This window comes from Mucilaginibacter puniceus (genome assembly GCF_054783175.1).
This window is the reverse complement of the sequence record NZ_BAAGRB010000002.1, coordinates 461,931-479,987: the sequence shown is the minus strand read 5'-3', so window position 1 is coordinate 479,987 and position 18,057 is coordinate 461,931. Positions and strand designations below refer to the sequence as shown.

20 protein-coding genes are annotated in these 18,057 nt (G+C 40.2%); 7 read left to right on the top strand and 13 right to left on the bottom strand.

The window, feature by feature from the left end; all coding sequences use genetic code 11:
- Window positions 1-85: 85 nt before the first annotated feature.
- Window positions 86-649 carry a YqgE/AlgH family protein gene (locus ACYVJ6_RS09085; protein WP_460693741.1) on the top strand — a complete coding sequence of 188 codons (564 nt, stop codon included), beginning with the start codon at window positions 86-88 and terminating at the stop codon, window positions 647-649.
- A gap of 61 nt (window positions 650-710) precedes the next feature.
- Entirely contained in the window at window positions 711-1,118 is a 408-nt protein-coding gene (locus tag ACYVJ6_RS09080; protein WP_460693740.1) for a hypothetical protein, read from the top strand.
- 2 nt (window positions 1,119-1,120) lie between these two features.
- On the opposite strand, the gene purE is transcribed toward ACYVJ6_RS09080, so the two are convergent.
- From purE to ACYVJ6_RS09055, 5 genes are all read right to left on the bottom strand, one after another.
- Window positions 1,121-1,618, bottom strand: a complete 498-nt coding sequence (gene purE, locus ACYVJ6_RS09075; RefSeq protein ID WP_460693739.1) for a 5-(carboxyamino)imidazole ribonucleotide mutase — start codon at window positions 1,616-1,618, stop codon at window positions 1,121-1,123.
- Between the two features lie 89 nt (window positions 1,619-1,707).
- Window positions 1,708-2,847: a 5-(carboxyamino)imidazole ribonucleotide synthase gene (locus ACYVJ6_RS09070; RefSeq protein WP_460693738.1), complete on the bottom strand. Its 1,140-nt coding sequence runs from the start codon at window positions 2,845-2,847 to the stop codon at window positions 1,708-1,710.
- A 76-nt stretch (window positions 2,848-2,923) separates the two neighbouring features.
- A complete protein-coding gene (locus ACYVJ6_RS09065; protein ID WP_460693737.1) occupies window positions 2,924-3,403 on the bottom strand; it encodes a hypothetical protein in 480 nt (159 codons plus the stop codon).
- 59 nt (window positions 3,404-3,462) lie between these two features.
- Window positions 3,463-3,963 (bottom strand): NADH-quinone oxidoreductase subunit B, encoded by a 501-nt coding sequence (locus ACYVJ6_RS09060; protein WP_460693736.1) that lies wholly within the window; start codon window positions 3,961-3,963, stop codon window positions 3,463-3,465.
- Window positions 3,953-4,561, bottom strand: coding sequence for an NADH-quinone oxidoreductase subunit A (locus ACYVJ6_RS09055; protein WP_460693735.1), 609 nt, complete (start codon window positions 4,559-4,561; stop codon window positions 3,953-3,955). Before ACYVJ6_RS09055 ends, ACYVJ6_RS09060 begins: the two co-directional genes overlap by 11 nt.
- Here ACYVJ6_RS09055 and ACYVJ6_RS09050 point away from each other — a divergent pair.
- Entirely contained in the window at window positions 4,560-5,774 is a 1,215-nt protein-coding gene (locus tag ACYVJ6_RS09050) for a BaiN/RdsA family NAD(P)/FAD-dependent oxidoreductase (RefSeq protein WP_460693734.1), read from the top strand. The two genes, ACYVJ6_RS09055 and ACYVJ6_RS09050, sit on opposite strands and share 2 nt — an antisense overlap.
- Window positions 5,775-5,819: 45 nt before the next feature.
- Here ACYVJ6_RS09050 and ACYVJ6_RS09045 read toward each other — a convergent pair whose 3' ends face one another.
- Complete coding sequence (locus ACYVJ6_RS09045; protein WP_460693733.1) at window positions 5,820-6,518, bottom strand: hypothetical protein; 699 nt, start codon at window positions 6,516-6,518, stop codon at window positions 5,820-5,822.
- An 85-nt stretch (window positions 6,519-6,603) separates the two neighbouring features.
- Window positions 6,604-7,629 (bottom strand): aldo/keto reductase, encoded by a 1,026-nt coding sequence (locus ACYVJ6_RS09040; RefSeq protein ID WP_460693732.1) that lies wholly within the window; start codon window positions 7,627-7,629, stop codon window positions 6,604-6,606.
- A 110-nt stretch (window positions 7,630-7,739) separates the two neighbouring features.
- On the opposite strand from ACYVJ6_RS09040, the gene ACYVJ6_RS09035 reads away from it, so the two are divergent.
- Window positions 7,740-8,825, top strand: coding sequence for a DNA topoisomerase IB (locus ACYVJ6_RS09035; RefSeq protein WP_460693731.1), 1,086 nt, complete (start codon window positions 7,740-7,742; stop codon window positions 8,823-8,825).
- A gap of 112 nt (window positions 8,826-8,937) precedes the next feature.
- Window positions 8,938-9,516, top strand: coding sequence for a c-type cytochrome (locus ACYVJ6_RS09030; RefSeq protein WP_460693730.1), 579 nt, complete (start codon window positions 8,938-8,940; stop codon window positions 9,514-9,516).
- 74 nt (window positions 9,517-9,590) lie between these two features.
- Here the strand turns inward: ACYVJ6_RS09030 and ACYVJ6_RS09025 are convergent, their stop codons facing one another.
- The 4 genes from ACYVJ6_RS09025 to ACYVJ6_RS09010 all read right to left on the bottom strand — a co-directional run bounded on the left by ACYVJ6_RS09025 (window position 9,591) and on the right by ACYVJ6_RS09010 (window position 13,942).
- On the bottom strand, window positions 9,591-11,711 hold the full coding sequence (locus ACYVJ6_RS09025; protein ID WP_460693729.1) for a xanthine dehydrogenase family protein molybdopterin-binding subunit: 2,121 nt from the start codon (window positions 11,709-11,711) through the stop codon (window positions 9,591-9,593).
- Entirely contained in the window at window positions 11,708-12,187 is a 480-nt protein-coding gene (locus tag ACYVJ6_RS09020; RefSeq protein WP_460693728.1) for a (2Fe-2S)-binding protein, read from the bottom strand. Before ACYVJ6_RS09020 ends, ACYVJ6_RS09025 begins: the two co-directional genes overlap by 4 nt.
- A gap of 149 nt (window positions 12,188-12,336) precedes the next feature.
- Entirely contained in the window at window positions 12,337-13,452 is a 1,116-nt protein-coding gene (locus ACYVJ6_RS09015) for a glycosyltransferase family 61 protein (protein WP_460693727.1), read from the bottom strand.
- Between the two features lie 25 nt (window positions 13,453-13,477).
- On the bottom strand, window positions 13,478-13,942 hold the full coding sequence (locus ACYVJ6_RS09010; protein ID WP_460693726.1) for an NUDIX domain-containing protein: 465 nt from the start codon (window positions 13,940-13,942) through the stop codon (window positions 13,478-13,480).
- A 57-nt stretch (window positions 13,943-13,999) separates the two neighbouring features.
- On the opposite strand from ACYVJ6_RS09010, the gene ACYVJ6_RS09005 reads away from it, so the two are divergent.
- Window positions 14,000-14,584 (top strand): riboflavin synthase, encoded by a 585-nt coding sequence (locus ACYVJ6_RS09005; protein WP_460693725.1) that lies wholly within the window; start codon window positions 14,000-14,002, stop codon window positions 14,582-14,584.
- Here ACYVJ6_RS09005 and ACYVJ6_RS09000 read toward each other — a convergent pair.
- Window positions 14,570-15,703: a tetratricopeptide repeat protein gene (locus ACYVJ6_RS09000; protein ID WP_460693724.1), complete on the bottom strand. Its 1,134-nt coding sequence runs from the start codon at window positions 15,701-15,703 to the stop codon at window positions 14,570-14,572. The two genes, ACYVJ6_RS09005 and ACYVJ6_RS09000, sit on opposite strands and share 15 nt — an antisense overlap.
- A 102-nt stretch (window positions 15,704-15,805) precedes the next feature.
- Between ACYVJ6_RS09000 and ACYVJ6_RS08995 the strand changes: the two genes are divergently transcribed.
- Complete coding sequence (locus tag ACYVJ6_RS08995) at window positions 15,806-16,096, top strand: hypothetical protein (protein ID WP_460693723.1); 291 nt, start codon at window positions 15,806-15,808, stop codon at window positions 16,094-16,096.
- Window positions 16,097-16,133: 37 nt separating this feature from the next.
- Here ACYVJ6_RS08995 and hscA read toward each other — a convergent pair whose 3' ends face one another.
- Window positions 16,134-17,990, bottom strand: coding sequence for a Fe-S protein assembly chaperone HscA (gene hscA / locus ACYVJ6_RS08990; protein WP_460693722.1), 1,857 nt, complete (start codon window positions 17,988-17,990; stop codon window positions 16,134-16,136).
- Window positions 17,991-18,057: the final 67 nt, after the last annotated feature.

The following is an 18,057-nucleotide window of genomic DNA, read 5'->3' as shown; positions in this document are numbered from 1 at the left end:
ACAAATTTATTGTCCTCAATAGGATAATATTATATTTGAACATATTTTTGTTGAGCTTGTTGTTTTGTAACTATATTAAACCCATATGCTAAGTACTATATCGGCCGCCGCAGGGCGATTGTTAATTTCTGAGCCGTTCATGCTCGACCCTAATTTTAAAAGGTCGGTTGTATTGTTGACGGAGTATGCCGACACCGGTGCCCTGGGTTTTATACTAAATCATCCCGGCGAATATTTACTTGGTGATGTATTACCTGATACCTCTTATTCAGAATTACCCGTTTATACCGGTGGACCCGTAGGCGAAAATACCTTGCATTTTATACATAACTGCCCTGATAAAATTGATGGGGGTATTGAAGTTTGCGATGGTATATTTTGGGGTGGCGATTTTGAAACTGTAAAGCAACTCATATCAAGTTATCAATTAGATAATAGCGAGATAAAATTTTTTACAGGGTATTCAGGATGGGAGCCCACCCAGTTGGAGGCAGAATTGCGCGAAAATGCGTGGATAGTATCTGATAAGTTTACTGCCGAAACCATATTCTCCAATAACGAACAAACGCTTTGGCGCGAGGCGGTTATTAATTTAGGGCAACGTTATGCTCATATTGCAAATTTCCCTGAGAACCCGGAATTAAATTAAAATTGGCAAAAGTGTAGCATTAATAGGGTGTGATACGTAATAATTAGAAAACCTAACTATTATGAAAAGATTCATCATCCTATATATTTTAGTTATTGTATCATCAGCTTGCAGCAAAAGCAACTTAGACGGCCAGGGCTGTGCAGCAAAAGTATGTACGCAAGAATTTGCATCTATAACCATTAATTTTGTTAATAATGCAGATCAGCCTCAAAATGTAAATAGTTTTAGCGCCATAAATCAACGTACAGGTTTAGAAGTGGAGCGGTCACCATCACCATTAAGTTCACTTCATACATTTGTTATTGCTGATGATAGCAAACTATCTCAATTTTCTACTAAAGGAGATAATGTTTTGATAACCGGTAAAACATCTAACCAAACTAAAACAGCAGTGGTTAATATTTCTGGTGGCTGTAATTGCCACGTGGAAAGAAAAAGCGGCCCGCAAACTATAAAGTTCGACTAAGTTTATTTTTTAGCATCCATTTCGTCTGCTGATTCTTCCACCTTTTGTTTTAACGCTTCTTTGTATTTGATCAAATTATCTACCAAATATTCATCAGCGGTTGATATGATCTGTGCAGCCAAAATACCGGCATTTTTAGCCGCGTTTAAAGCTACAGTTGCTACCGGGATACCATTTGGCATTTGCAATATAGATAGGATAGAATCCCAACCATCGATAGAGTTACTTGATTTTACAGGTACACCAATAACCGGCAGGTGGGTTAATGAAGCAACCATGCCCGGTAAATGTGCAGCACCGCCTGCGCCTGCAATTATCACTTTTAAACCACGGTCGGCAGCTGCACGGGCGTAGCTAAACATCCTATCAGGTGTGCGGTGTGCTGATACAACAGTAATTTCGTATTCAACACCCAGTTCTTTTAAAATGTCAGCGGCATCCTGCATAACCGGAAGATCCGATTTGCTGCCCATAATTATCGCAACTTTAGGTTGGCTCATAGTTTTTGTCAATAGACCATGGACAATGGTCCATAGTGTTAATTTATAAATATGATCTATGGACTATCGACCATCGACCATGGACTAATCTAACTTATTACCTTTAAAGTCTCCTGCACATATCTCGCTTTCTCAATTGCTTTTTCTCTATCCCCATCCACAATAGTAACATGCCCCATTTTACGGAAAGGCTTGGTTAAAGCTTTGCCATATAAATGTACGTATACACCGGGGCATTTTAATATTTTTTCAATACCCTGGTAAACGGCGGGGCCTTCATGTCCGGCTTCGCCTAATACATTTATCATGATGGCATTGCTAATGGTAGCGGTATCGCCCAAAGGTTGGTTAAATATCGCCCTTAAATGTTGCTCAAATTGCGATACCACGTTACCTTCAATACTTTGGTGCCCGCTGTTATGCGGACGAGGTGCCAACTCGTTGACCAAAATCTTACCGTCTTTGGTTAAAAACATCTCCACTGCCAATATACCCACTATATTAAGGTCAGTAGCTATTTTTTCGGCGATTACCCTGGCTTGTTCATGTATATCAAACGGCAAGTTAGATGGTGATATTAAAAACTCTACCAAATTAGCTTCCTGGTTAAACTCCATTTCCACTAATGGGAAGGAACTTACCTCGCTATTTTCGTTACGGGCTACAATAACTGCTATTTCCTTTTCAAAATCTATCCAGCGTTCAATTAAGCTTGGTTCGGTAAAGGCACCATCCAGATAGCTCTCGTCAATTACTTTATAAACACCTTTCCCATCATAGCCATCGCGTCTTAATTTTTGTATGTAAGGGAAGGGTATATGGCTGTTTTTTAACTGCTCTGCAGATGAAATAACCTGGAACTCGGCAGTAGGGATATTATTCTCTTTAAAAAATTGCTTTTGCAGGCCTTTATCCTGTATCAGGCGAATTATTCTTGGCTGAGGGTATACTAACACGCCTTCTTTTTCCAGTTGCTCCAGCGCGTCTACATTTACCTTTTCAATCTCGATGGTCAGTAGGTCAACCTTTTTACCGAATTTATAAACGGTATCATAATCGCTTAACGAGCCCACTACAAATTCATCACATAATTTTCGGCATGGAGCCTCGCGGTCGGGGTCAAGTACTTTTACAGTAACATTGTAATTAATGGCTTGTTGTATTAACATACGGCCAAGTTGTCCGCCGCCTAAAATGCCAAGTTTAAGATCTCCGTAAAATGCTTTCATTTCTGTACTGCAAGTTTACCCTAAATCTTTTAAAAAGCATAGGCAAATTTGGATTTTGCTGATGAAAGCTGTGGTTTTATTTCACCTTATAAAAATAATACCCTGTAGAAATATACGATATAGGCAATCCCACACAAAGTATGATAACGCTGCAAGCTTTTACCGTGCTAACTAAAGTAAATGATGGGAGCGGTGCATACGATAACGGAACTACGCCATGGCTCATAATTAACCATATTACTATGCCGTAAATAATACCTGTTAAGAATTTGGTGCGGAACCAGGAGTAAAACATAGGATGCAGTAAAAAAAGCGCGGTAGTAAATAGCAGGGCAATGCCATAGTGAAATAGCAACCCATACCAAACCATTTCGTTACCACCATCAAAAGCTGATGGGCCAAACACACCACTGGCAATGTATTTAAGTATACCGGCGGGGCCGGTTTTCCAGTTCATGAGGACAGCCGCCAACAGATCTAAAGTGCCAACCAATAAGGTTATGCCAATAATATAAATCAATTTACTATTTCTTTTTGTGCTGATTTCCAGTGCCATAGTCAGGTATTATTATATCTAAATTTAGATATAATAAATGGAAATGCAATAGTTGGTAGTTAGACAGTTTCAGCTTTAGGCGCTCCAATTAAACTTTCGCCTTCCAGCTTAGTTTGCAATTCTAAAATAGCACCTATTAAAGCTTCAGGACGTGGGGGGCAGCCTTGCACGTAAACATCAACCGGGATAACCCTGTCAACACCTTTTACTACGTGATAGCCATGCTGCCAGTAAGGTCCGCCGCAGTTAGAGCATGAACCCATAGATATAACATATTTAGGCTCGGGCATTTGCTCATACAATCGTTTAATACGCTCGGCCATTTTAAAAGTAACGGTACCGGCAATAATGATCACATCTGCCTGGCGGGCAGATGGGCGAGGGAAAACACCAAATCTTTCAAAATCATAAGTAGAGGCATAAGAGCCCATCATTTCAATGGCACAGCAAGCTATACCAAAACCTAACGGCCATAATGATGACATCCTCGACCAGTTTAACAAGTCATTTAACTTAGTGACTATTACACCACCATTTTCTTGGGTCAGATCAGGCGTCATTACTTGGTTTTTTAAAGGTTGGTTTAAACATAGGCTTCCTTATCGGTGTCGCTTCGGTTGTAGTAGGTGCAATCGGTGTATCAACAACAACGGTTTCAACTACAAATTGCTTAACAGTAAAGCTGCTTTGCTGCTGGTTGAGTTTTTCATATAATGATGCCGGAACATGCGCATCAGTAGTAGGTATATGTTGTTTGGGTTTTATCCAGTCCAGGTCGCCTTTGCGCCATACGTATACTAAGCCTAATATTAGTATCCCTAAAAATATAAACATCTCTGCTAATGAGAACCATCCCCAGCGTGGGTCGGTTGCTATAATTTCGTGATTGCCAAATACGGTAGCCCAGGGGAAAATGAAAACCATCTCCACATCAAACAATAAAAAAACAAGGGCTATTACATAAAAGCGTGAGTTAAAGGGTAACCAGGCATTTCCTGTAGTTTCTTCACCGCACTCGTACGAGGTTAGCTTTTCGGCAGTAGGATTACTGGGGGCTATTAGCCTGTTTACGCCAAATAGGGTGCACAGTAATAATATTCCTGTAATTAAAAAGATAAGTATCTTACCAAATTCCGATATTTGCGAAACCTCACTCATGCCAGCAAATTTAATAAAACATTCACAGTTTGATGCTATAATTATTGGTGGCGGCGCATGCGGACTTATGTGCGCTGTGCAAGCCGGATTTTTAGGCAAGCGTACATTGATATTAGAAAAGAATAGCCAGGTTGGTGCTAAAATATTAATTAGCGGTGGCGGCAGGTGTAATTATACCAACCTATATGCCTCGCATCAGCAGTTTATCTCACAAAATGAGCACTTTGTAAAATCGGCCTTTGCGCAATGGACAGTTGATGATACCGTTAGCTTTTTTGAAAACTACGGAATTCATGGCAAGGAAAAAACTTTGGGCCAGCTCTTCCCTACAACAAATAAAGCTAAAGATGTGGTGCAGGTTTTCACCAACTTATGTGCCGATCTGGGGCAGGAGATTCGATGTGACGCTGATGTAACCGGGGTTTATAAGGTAGATGATGGCTTTATTGTGACTTATGAACAAAATGGTAAAGAAGAAAAGCTACATGCACCCAAAGTTGTAATTGCAGCAGGCGGGTTACCCATACAAAAAATGGGTGCTACCGATTTTGGCTTGCGCATAGCCCGCGATTATGGGCTGAAAATAATTGATACAGCACCGGCATTAGTGCCTTTAACCATTACCGGGAAAGACCAACGCTGGTTTGAGCAATTATCAGGCAGTAGTATTTTTTGCAGGGTGTGGAACGATAGGGCAAGTTTTGAGGAAAATATTTTATTTACCCATTGGGGATTAAGCGGGCCGGCTATTTTGCAGATATCATCCTACTGGAAACCGGGCGAATTTATTTATATTGATCTGTTACCAAATGAAAATATTATCGACCTTATAAATGAGGAAAGGGAAGAAGGTGGTAAAAAAGCATTGATCACTTTATTATCCGGTTTATACACCCGCAAGTTTGCCGAAGTATTAGGCAGATATTTACCCATTGATAAAAACCTGGCATCATTAAGCAAGGCGGATATGGAAAAAATTGAGAGCCTGATACATAATTTTAAAGTAAAGCCGGCAGGGGATAAGGGCTATGATAAAGCCGAAGTAATGCGTGGCGGTGTAGCTACGGATGAACTCTCCTCAAAAACACTGGAAGCTAAAAAAGTACCGGGCTTATTTTTTGGCGGCGAGTGTGTAGATGTTACCGGTTGGCTTGGGGGCTATAATTTTCAATGGGCCTGGGCAAGCGGGTTTGTTATTGCGCAAGGAATATAGTTAGTCATTGGTCATTGTGTTATTAATCTTTCGGACTTTGCTGACTTACCGACTTTCGGACTTATGAAATGCCTCCACTGATCTATAATAAGCTATCAGCTTTTCAATAGTGCCTAAGCTGAATTTTTTGGCCCGTATTTGTTCAACTACTTCCGGTTCATCGCCCATTACTTCCACCATAATATCAATAAACGCCTGGTTGCTTATGGGTTTCATTCCTGCTGTGGTTGTACCAAAAAAGTAAACCTCTGTTGAAGCTGCCCGGCCGCTACCTCCAATAGGTATACCTATACCACCACTAACGCCTCCACCGAAACCGCCTCCGTAACTTCCGCCACCAATACCTGTACCGATGCCTATTTGCGGAGAAAAGCCGCCTTTGCTACTGCCGCCCACATTGCCAAATGCAGCAAATAGTTTTAGGTCGGTATCTAAAGCTACACGTACAAAATCCAATATTTTTTCAGACCACCTGTCTGTAGCAGCAACAATAAAGCTATCCCGGCCAACCACGTATGATTTTAGGTCGCTTGCGCTTAATTTGATGGTAGGGGCTTTTGCATCTTCTTTAAATTCAATAAAACCCTCATCTTTCATCGGCGCTTTACCGCGGGGGTATTGATTAATGAACCCCGTTACTTTATTCCCTTTGGTATCATAAAAATAACCCTGCGGCCATTTTTGAGCCATTGCGGTATTAGCTGCAACTATAAATAACAAAAGAAATAAAACCAATCTACTCATATTACAAACTTAACGATAGTAAGTTCAAAATGTGATTGGATAGTTGTTAAATTATGTGAAATAAACTATCCAATCACTAAGTAACTTATTTTAACTTCCTGTCTGCTGATTGGCGCTCAACCATCCATTGCGGGTATTCTTTAGTTAAGGCGCTTACCTCGTCTATCTTTTTCAGATCATCTGCAGATAACGTAATATCTACCGATTTAATATTATCCTTTAACTGATCAATATTTTTTGCGCCAATAATAGTACTGGTAATGCCTTTTTGTAAGCGTACCCATGCCAAGGCAACCTCAGCCGGTGTGGCATTATGTTGCTTACCTATTTCGGCAATTACATCAATGATATCGTAAGTTTTATCTTTATTAATAGGTGGGAAATCAAAATTATCACGGCGTGATCCTGTTTTTTCATTATTACGGGTATATTTTCCGGACAAAAAACCACCTGCTAATGGGCTCCATGGCATCATCGCCAGGTTTTGATCAATAGCCACAGGAAGTACTTCGCGCTCAATGTCCCTGCTGGCTAACGAGTAATAATATTGCATACCTACAAATTTGTTCCAGCCATATTTATCGGCAGTACCTAATGCTTTCATCACCATCCATGCCGGCCAGTTGCAAACCGCTATGTAGCGAACCTTCCCGGTTAGTACAATATCATTTAAAGCACGCATGGTTTCTTCAATAGGTGTCAGCAAATCGGTGCCATGTACATATAAAATGTCCACAAAATCCATTTGTAAGCGCTTTAAACTGGCATCTACAGATTGAAATATATTTGAACGCGTTAAGCCTACATTATTCATGCCTTCGCCCATACGGCCACGTACTTTGGTGGCTATTACTAAGTCATGTCGATTAAGTTTAAGGTCGATAATAGATTGCCCCAGTAATTGCTCCGATTCGCCGAACGAATAAATATTTGCTGTGTCAATAAAGTTAATACCCGAGTCAACTACGGTTTGCATGAGGGTGTTTACCTCATCCTGTTGTACTTTACCTATGTTGGTCCATATACCACCGTTGCTACCGCCAAAGGTCATGGTGCCAAAACAAATTTCGGATACTATAAGCCCGGTGTTACCTAATAAATTGTATTTCATACTAATTGGTTTTGATGTATTATGTAAAGGTACAATACGCTGCGATTGTTTAAAATAAAATGGTCAGGAACAAGTCAAACTTATAACGAATGCCTACGTTATTAGTGTGAATGAACCGACTTATAAAAAAATTCGAAAAAATTGGCCGCGACCCCAAAGTAACTGCAAAAGCAGTGGGCCTGCGTTACGTTTCAGACTCAACTCCGGGATATACTCGTAAAAGTGTTGGTGATAAGTGGACCTACCTGAATGCCGATGGGAAAACAGTTAAGGACAAAGAATTAATTAACCGTTTTAATAAACTGGTTATCCCGCCGGCATATACTAATGTTTGGATATCGCCACATGAAAACAGCCACCTGCAATTTACAGGTATTGATGCCGCAGGCAGGAAGCAATACCGGTATCATGCCGACTGGAACAAAATACGTAATCAGTCAAAATACCATCGTTTGCAAACTTTTGCTTCATATTTACCGGCCATACGCGCACAGGTAGATAAGGACCTGGCAAGACATGATCTTGACCATGATAAGGTTGTTGCTTTAGTAGTGCGATTAATGGAACTAACCAGCATAAGGGTAGGGAATGAATCTTATAAAAAGCTATATGGATCATTCGGATTAACCACCCTACAGGATAAGCATGTAAAGTTTGATGGAACCAAAATGAAATTTGAGTTTAAGGGTAAAAAAGGTGTGTTTCATAAAGTTGCGCTACAAAGCCGCAAGTTGGCCAAATTAGTAAAACAGTGTAGAGATATACCTGGTAAAGAATTATTCCAATTTTATAATAGCGAGGGAAAACGATGCTCCATAGGATCTGGAGATGTAAATACATACTTAAAAAATATAACCGGCGAAGACTTTACGGCAAAGGATTTCCGTACATGGGCAGGTAGTGTGAGCGCACTATACGCATTTAAGGAAGTAGGTGAGTTTGAAACTGTAACTGAGTGCCGAAAAAAAATTGTAAGCGTACTGGACGAGGTTGCTATAAATCTGGGTAATACACGCACAGTTTGTAAAAAATATTACGTACATCCCAAGGTGATTAAAAGCTATGAAGAAGGTACTTTGTTTAATTATATTAAAGAATTAAATGAAGATAAAGACGTTAAAGCTGCAGAATTAAATTTAGCCGAAAAGGCACTATTAGAACTTTTAGAAAAGGAAAAATTTGCCGAAGCAAGTTGAAAAATTAGTAACATATATATTACAAAATTAATTTCATTAATGTTGTAACACTCATAATTAAATTATACTTTAGATGACTTAATTATGACAAACTATGAACTTTAATAAAAAAATGCTAGCCGTGACAGGCTTATTGGCTGGTGTTGTGTTAATGGCATCAATGACCACTGTTCAACAACAGGTACCTCAAGGTCCGCAGCAACCACGTGAAGATCCTAAATTGACCAATTTAAAAGTATTTCCTAAAAGTATTAAATACAGGGAATTGGATCATATTATGGATGAGTGGGCAAAAGCTTTAGGTGTTAGATGTAATTTTTGCCATGCCAACAATACAACCGGCAGGGGATTTAACTATGCAAGCGATGCGAAACCTGAAAAATTAATGGCCCGCAAAATGTTTGTAATGGAAGGCAAGATCAATAAGAAATTTTTTGGTGCTAAAAAAGACTCATTAGGTTTAATGAAGGAAACGGGTATAAACTGTAACAGTTGTCACCGCGGTGTTTCGCATCCAAAAGTAGTTTATGCTAATGTTCCTCGTCCTGCCGGTGCTCCGGGCGCAGCGCCAGGTGGATTTGGCGGTCCGGGTGGATTTGGTGGTGGTGCTCCGGGTGCTGCCCCTGCAGGTGCTCCAAGACCAGCTGCTCCGGCTACACCTCCGACAGCAGCGCCGAGAACTAACAGATAGTATTTTAATCCATATAAATAAAAACGCCGCTCAGCATAAGCTAAGCGGCGTTTTTTGTTGGTTATAATTTTGAATTAAGCTTTGTCTAATTCAAAAGGTAACTTACGCATACGTTTACCCGTAGCCGCAAAAATTGCATTAGCAAGGGCAGGAGCGGCAGGCGGTAAGCCCGGTTCGCCCAAACCAGTTGGTGCGTCTTCTGAAGGTACAAATTTTACAACCACATCTATTGGCGCGCTGTTCATGCGTAAAAACTTATACTTATCAAAGTTAGTTTGTTCAACAGCACCGTCCTTAAAGGTAACCTTGCTAAACATAGCATGGCTTAAACCATCTACAATAGCACCTTGTACCTGACCTTCGGCACCGCTTTGGTTTACCACACGCCCGCAATTAACCGCACAAAATACTTTAGTAACCCTTAAATCACCTTTAGGTGACTTGGTTAATTCAACCACATGGGCCGCATAAGTACTAAACGAATAGTGCATGGCAAAACCATAATAAGTATTAGGCTTCTTATTTTTGCCCCAGTTACTCATCTCCGCAACCAAATTTACTACGCTTTTAAATTTATCAACATCGTAATTTGATCTGCCGGTAGGGTTGTTTTTGTATTTATCTAACAATTCCAACCGAAGCGCAACAGGATCTTTTTTCATTTCATGTGCCAGTTCATCTAAAAATGATTCGTCCGCAAAACATACCGCGTTACTGGTAGGTGCCCGCCATGCGCCGGTTTGTATATTAGTTGGCAAACTATGGTTATCCATCCTGAAATTAGGAATTGATGCCGCGGGGAAACCATTAGCAATACCCGCATTTCCTCCACTTAACACGGCTCCATTCATGTGCCAGGCAGCAATGGTATTATCTGCGCCAATTGCTGCGCGATACTTATACATATAAGCCGGACGGTAAAAATCGCCCTGCATATCATCTTCACGCATCCAAAGCATCTGTACCGGTACTTTTGCAGCTTGCGAAATTAATGCCGCATCAACGCCGTTATCTGTTTGTAATTTACGTCCAAAACCACCACCCTGGCGCGGCATTTTTAAAGTTATGGTTTCTTGCGGAACTTTTAACTCACGTGCAACTGCCGATCTTAAGTTAGACGGTAACTGTGTAGGCCCATAAAGGTCAACCTTGTCATCTCTCACGTCCGCAAAAAAGTTAAGCGGCTCCATAGTAGCATGAGATAGGGCAGGTACTTCGTAAACCGATTCAATAACCTTTCCTTTTGCAAAAACGGCTTCTACATCACCATCGTTTCTTGACGGCCTGTCGGTTGTTTTACTCAACATCTCCGTAAATGAGGCTGTATGCTCTGTAGAACTTTCAAGCTTGGTTTTGTCTTCCCATTCTACCTTTAAAGCAGCCTTGCCTTTTTTTGCGGCCCAGGTAGACGTAGCTAAGACAGCTACTAAATTCCTTGATGGTATGGCTACTACATTTTTAACACCCGCAACTTTACGTGCTTCGGTATCATCAAATGATTTTAATACTTTACCAAATGCAGGTGGACGTTCAACCACGGTATATAACATGCCATCGCGTCGTGTGTCGATACCGTACAGCGATTGGCCCGTAACAATTTTTTTGTTATCAATATTTCCAACCCTTGTTCCAATGATCTTAAAATCTTTCGGGTCTTTTAATTTGACATCGGTAGGCACCGGTAATGTGGCAGCTTTTGCAGCTAACTCACCATAGCTTAGTTTTTTGCCGGTTGGTTTATGTATTACAAAAGCATTTTCTGCGTAGCAATCAGCTTCGCTTACACCCCAGGTTTGGGCTGCTGCTGTTATTAACATTTGGCGGGCTGTGGCCCCTGCCTGCCTGATAGGTGTATAACGGCTTCTGATAGCACCGCTGCCACCAGCTGTTTGACTACCATATTTTGCTTCTAATGGTGCCATTTCAACCTCAACCTTATCCCATTGCACATTTAGCTCTTCAGCCAATATCATCGGCAAAGCGGTTTTTACACCCTGGCCGATTTCCGGGTTTGGAGACATTAACGTAATAACACCTTTTGAGTCGATAGACACATAAGCGTTAGGCGTAAATGCGCCTGGGGTATCTGCCACGGCTGTTTCTGTTGAAAGTAGGTTAAATCCTACAACCAATCCGCCGCTGGCAATTGAGGTCACTTTTATAAAGTGGCGTCTTGAAACTGTTTGCTTACTCATTTCTTAGCTCCTCCTTTCTGTGCTTGTAATGCTGCTGCCTCATGAATGGCCTTGCGTATACGTACGTGTGTACCGCAACGGCAAATGTTATTCATGTTAGCATCAATATCCGCATCCGTAGGTTTGGGTATCTTATTTAATAATGCAGCCGCAGCCATGATCTGGCCCGACTGGCAATAACCGCATTGCGCAACATCCACTTGTTCCCAGGCTATCTGCAAAGGGTGAGTGCCCGTAGGACTCAAACCTTCAATGGTAGTGACTTTTACATCACCAACTGCAGAAATCGGGTATTGGCATGACCGGATTGCGGTACCATTAATGTGCACGGTGCAGGCGCCGCATTGGGCAATTCCGCAACCAAATTTTGTGCCCACTAAATTCAAATGATCGCGTAATACCCACAATAGTGGTGTATCAGCGTCGGCATCAACACTAAGTACCTTATTGTTGACGTTGATTTTGTAAGTAGCCATATATCGATTTAATTGATTAGTTATTTCAAATATATCATATATATGATGTTCTGCACTATGAATAGGGTAATACCAATGTTACAATTGGCTAATTTGTAGAAATTTAGAATGATTAAAAATAGGGGAGGTGTTATGAAGCGAAAAGATAATTAATTGAGGATATTTTTCAGCGTGCGCCTAACCCGGTCGGCATCAATGGTCATGTCCTCATTTACCTGCCAGTATTCTGTAGGTACTACACCATCTTCAAAAATAGCGAAGTAGTTTAGGTTAAAAATATGGGCCATAAACCTAAAGTAATCCGGGTGGTAATCGTCAGGGAATAGTTCAATTAAAATAGTGCCGGGGTTACAATTTAAAATATTGGCAAATGAGGCGCCATGCGGACCTATGATAACTTTTGCATTGCGGTAAATAGTAACCTGTTCGGCAACTGATCGTGGCTCATCCTGCAAAATAGTAAAATCAAACTCCTTTAAAACCCTAACAAGTGCCTCCTCATTCAACACCCGGCGGCGGCCTTTTCTTGATATATAAACACGCTCATAAGCAGGGCCGCTATTTTTAACTTTACTTAAGGTTTCTCTTACCAGGTTTAGGTCGTAACGATTATGGTGATACCAGTTATCGTTATTGGCCAGGTAATAAGTTTTTGCTTCGATAGTATACGCACGGCTATCAATTATCTGGTATTCGTCAACCCCAGCATATCTTAATAATTCAATTTCAAACCCTGTACCTACCAGTGGGTAAATGATCTTACATTTTTTAAATTCGGCTTCGCCGATAGCACTTTTTATGCGTAACAGTTTAGCATACACAAACAATATATAATCATAAAATCCCTCGCCCCAGTAATGCGACCACAGTACAATGCAACTGTCGGTTTTGATAGTTTCACGGTCATCGCTTTTAAAAAGGGTATTGATAAAAATGGCCGAACCAAAATCCATATCCAGTACATCGTTACCCAATTTTACACCACCGTAAGGATAAATGGTAAAATCAGGGGCATCAGTAATTTTATAAACGCCAATGGATGAAGTAGTAGCAGATCGGTCTACTTGATAAGTTTCAGGTATTTCAGAATCGGTAACACCCGCAATTGGCATTATAACGGTTTCTCCGTCTTGACTAAATATTTGATAGGGCTTAAGCTTTTTTAATGAAGCTTTTTTATTCAACAGTTTAGGGCCAAATAGTTGAACTATAGCAATGACCAGTTTCTTGGCGTTTTGATAAAGAAAATTTTTGATCTTGTTCATCCGGTTACTGCAATAATAGCAAATTCTAGTCTTTTAAAATAACCGATTCTAACTCATCAATTAAAGCTATTTGCGCGGGATTTACCTTAACTTTTGCTACCGGGGGTTCAAACCATGCGGCACGGTCAACTTCCACAAAGCTTGCCATTTTGCCTGACCTGGGCGGCCATTCCATCTCAAATAAATTGCTTGTAATTATATCCTGATCAATATTACCCTCAACTGCCCAGGCATGAACGGTTTTACCACTTTTTAATTTAATGGGTTTAAGCTTAATGAAATTGCCTTCAATGCTTTGCCCGGTTTCTTCCTCAAACTCTCTTTTGGCGGCTATTAAAGCATCTTCATCATCTAAAAATTCGCCTTTCGGGATAGACCATACACCATCATCTTTATTCTTAAAAAATGGCCCGCCGGGATGCACCAGGAAAACTTCTAATTGGCGATTTACTTTTCGATATAATAAAATTCCGGCGCTTTGTTTGGGCATATGCTTATGATAATACTATGAGATAAACTTAAATTAATATATTTAGTTTTGCGCAGTATGTTTACAGGTATTATAGAAACTTTAGGTAAAGTAATTGATCTGCAACAGGATCAGGGTAACCTGCATATAACTGTTGAGTCAAGTATTTCTAACGAATTAAAGATAGATCAGTCAGTAGCGCATAATGGCGTATGCCTTACAGTAGTTGCCGTTGCTGATGGCCAGCATACCGTAACCGCTATTGAAGAAACCTTAAGCAAAACCAGCCTGGGCCATTTAAAGCTAAACGAGCCTGTAAACCTGGAACGCTGTATGCAAATGAATGGTCGACTGGATGGCCACATTGTTCAGGGCCATGTTGACCAAACCGCCGTTTGTACCCAATTTAATGAACTGGACGGCAGCTGGGAATATACCTTTGAATATGATGCTACAATCGGCAATGTTACCGTAGAGAAGGGCTCTATATGCGTAAATGGCATAAGCTTAACGGTGGTTAACTCACAGGTCAATAGTTTCTCAGTAGCCATTATACCTTACACTTATGAGCATACCAACCTGCACAATGTACGTGAAGGATCAGTTGTAAACCTGGAGTTTGATATTATTGGTAAATATGTAGCGCGCTTAATGAGCCGATAAAGCTGCTATCCGGTTTTTGCTGTAATCTACGTACCCTTTGTCTTCGTCCGTCGGGTTAGTGGCCAAGTATTTTTTATAGTATAATAATGCGTTTTTCTTATCTTTTATTTTTGTGTCGTAAAGTATTGCCATACTATAATATGTCATTGGTAATTGACCATATAACAACCCTTTTTTGTAAGTTGCCTCTGCAGTTTTAAACTGGCTAAGTTGCTGGTAGCTATCGGCTAATTCGTTGTAATAGGTATCCGTACTACCAGCCAAACTTTTTTTAATAGCCTTTTGAAAATAGGGAATTGCTTTTTTTTGACCGTTTAATTTTTTATAGCAGCTGGCAATAAAATAATAGCTGGTTTCAGTATGGTCACCAGCAGTAATAGGCATTAGCGTCTCTAATCCACATATATAATTGTTAGCATAGTAATAAGCTATACCTAAAAAAATACGCATGGTATAATCGCCAAGGGTAAATAATTGTTCGCCTGTTTTTATTACTTGTTGCCATTTTTTTTGGCTAAATGCAAGTTCGAGGTTATTTTGTAATAAAACAATGTTTTCCGGGTCAGCAGCCAACGCTATATTTAAAACCTTTTCGGCCTCTTTATATTTTTTAAACTTTATATAAATTTCTGTGAGATCCGATGCAATATCAAAATCGATAGGGTTTAATATATTTGCTTTCTCCAAGTGTTTTAGATAGCCGACAGAATCAATCTTTCTAAGACGAATATTTGCCAAATACTTATATATCTGATAGTCGGTTGAATCGGTTGAAAGGATCTTTTTATAATATGTTTCTGCTTTATTATAATTACTTCTACGATAGTTTACAGCAGCCAAATTATAAAGCACTGCCTTATTGGTAGAATCCAATGTGTACATCCGCTGATAGTATCCTTCCGCGTCAGGTAATTTCCCTGCCATTTGCGAAGTATACGCTAACCGGGAAAGCGCTTTTATATCATTTATGGGTTCGGGATATATACTTTTTAAATAATTAGAAGCTTCTAAGTAGCGCTGGTTTTGATAATAGTCCAATAGTAGCGCGTCATTAACTTGTTGTGAATATGCCGACAGGGTTAATAAAGAAAGAATGATAAGGTTTAGGATACGTTTCATAAAACTAAATTATTAGTTTTATTTGATATATCCAAATTCAAAACAATTTTGAGGTAATAGGGTTGATAAAGTATTGTAAAATTAAATTAGAAAGATACTACTATGGATAAGTTAAAGAAGTTTGGATTGATGGAAAAGATAGTCCATGAATTAGAAGATTTAAAGAATAGTCAGCAGGCAATTATTAGCAAACTGGCTAAAATTGAAGTTGATAATATGGAACTGGGCGATAAAAGGTTAGAAAAAGACCTGCCGGATATGCACCAAAGGGTTGCCGATAATTTGGATACCATAGCAAGTATATTAGAAGACTTTGCTAACCAGACGGATACCTTTAGTGATAAAAACAATATCACTGCCCTGAAAGAACAGGAAGCAATAAATAACTTATAATCAAAAAAGGCTTGCAATAATTTGCAAGCCTTTTTTGTTATTCAATACTCTTGCCCTTCATGGCATGGCTTATGGCCGTATCCATCAGCCGCTCGGCAAAAGGGCGGGTAAATTCATTTACTTCATCAATTTTTTTCAGTATCAGGTCCTTTTCTCCGGTGGATAGGGCTGCCCTTAACTCTTCGTTATATTTACGGGTTTCATCAATTTCTTCTGCAGAAAGATGGCTGCCGTTCTTTTCGATAAAACGTTCTATTGTGTAAACCATTTGTTCACCTTCGGTACGGGCCTCTATCAGCATGCGCTGCGCCACATCGTCTTTGGCGTGGGTAATACTGTCCATCAGCATTTGTTCCACCTGGTCGTCGGTAATACCGTAGGTAGGGGTCACTTCTATTTCCTGTTTAACACCCGAGCGTAACTCAACTGCTTGTATTTTCAATATACCATCCGCATTCAGCAAAAAGTTGATGTCAACTTTAGGGAAACCAGCCGGCATAGATGGGATGCCTTTTAAATTAAACTCAGCCAGTTTGCGATTTTCTTTGATCAGGTCGCGCTCGCCCTGGTAAACGGCAATTTTCATGTTGACCTGCCCGTCTATCGAGGTAGTATACTGCCTGCCTGCTTTGGTAGGCACTTTGGAGTTACGAGGAATAATTACATCCATCAACCCGCCCATAGTTTCAATACCTAATGATAGCGGAGTAACGTCCAGCAATAAAATATCTTTACGGTTGCCTGCTAATATATCGGCCTGTATAGCAGCGCCTAAAGCAACTACTTCGTCGGGGTTTACCTCATCATGTACCGGGCGGCCAAAAAAATCGGCTACCAATTTTTTAACTAAAGCAGTACGGGTTGAACCACCTACCATCACCACCTCGTCAATTTGATCAACGGTTAGTTTCGCATCCGTCAAAGCATTCTGACAAGCTGTAATAGTTTGCTGTACCTTAGGTAATATTAACTGCTCAAAAGTATCTCGGTCAAGTGTGCACCATATCTCGCCTATCTTTTCGTTAAACAGGCTTTGGTGGCTAAATGCTTTTTTAGCCTCCTCAGCTTTTAAGCGCAATTGTTGACCAAGTTCATGGTTGGCTACTACTTCGGCTTTATTCAGGTTGTTTTTCTCTATCCAGTAATCAACTATAGCACGGTCAAAATCATCACCGCCTAAAAAAGTATCGCCATTAGTGGATAGTACTTCAAAAATTCCATTTTGTATTTGCAGGATAGATACGTCAAATGTACCACCGCCCAAATCATATACCGCTATGGTTTTGGTTTCTTCAGGATTTAAGCCAATACCATAAGCCAAACTCGCGGCGGTAGGTTCGTTTACAATACGTAACACATCTAACCCGGCCAGTTTACCTGCATCACGTGTTGCCTGGCGCTGCGAATCATTAAAATAAGCCGGAACGGTTATTACCGCGCGGTTTACCGGGGTTTTTAAAGCATGTTCGGCACGGGCCTTTAGTTCTTTTAGTATTAGTCCTGATAATTCAATAGGGGTATAAAACTTATCACCCACATTAATTTTTACCAGGCTCTCGCTATCATCATCAATAACCTTATAGCTAAAAAAGTCTTTATAATTCTCAATGTCTTTATATGAGCGGCCCAATAAACGCTTTACCGAAAATATGGTATTGTGCGGATCGGTTATTAACAGATCGCGCGCCTCATTACCAACGGTAATATCGCCCGCAGGGCTAAAATGCACTATGGAAGGTACCAAAACACCTTTACCGGTATCATTTATTACCTGCGGATTTTTATCCGGGTTGATAAACGCCACTAACGAGTTGGTGGTACCCAAGTCAATACCTACAATTAATTCTTCTTTTTGTATAGAACCTGTTGCCAGGTTAATAGAAACTTTAGCCATATTTTATTGTAACAACGGGCAAATGTAGGTAGTTTTAACTATTCCAATGTCTTTTGAATATCTAATT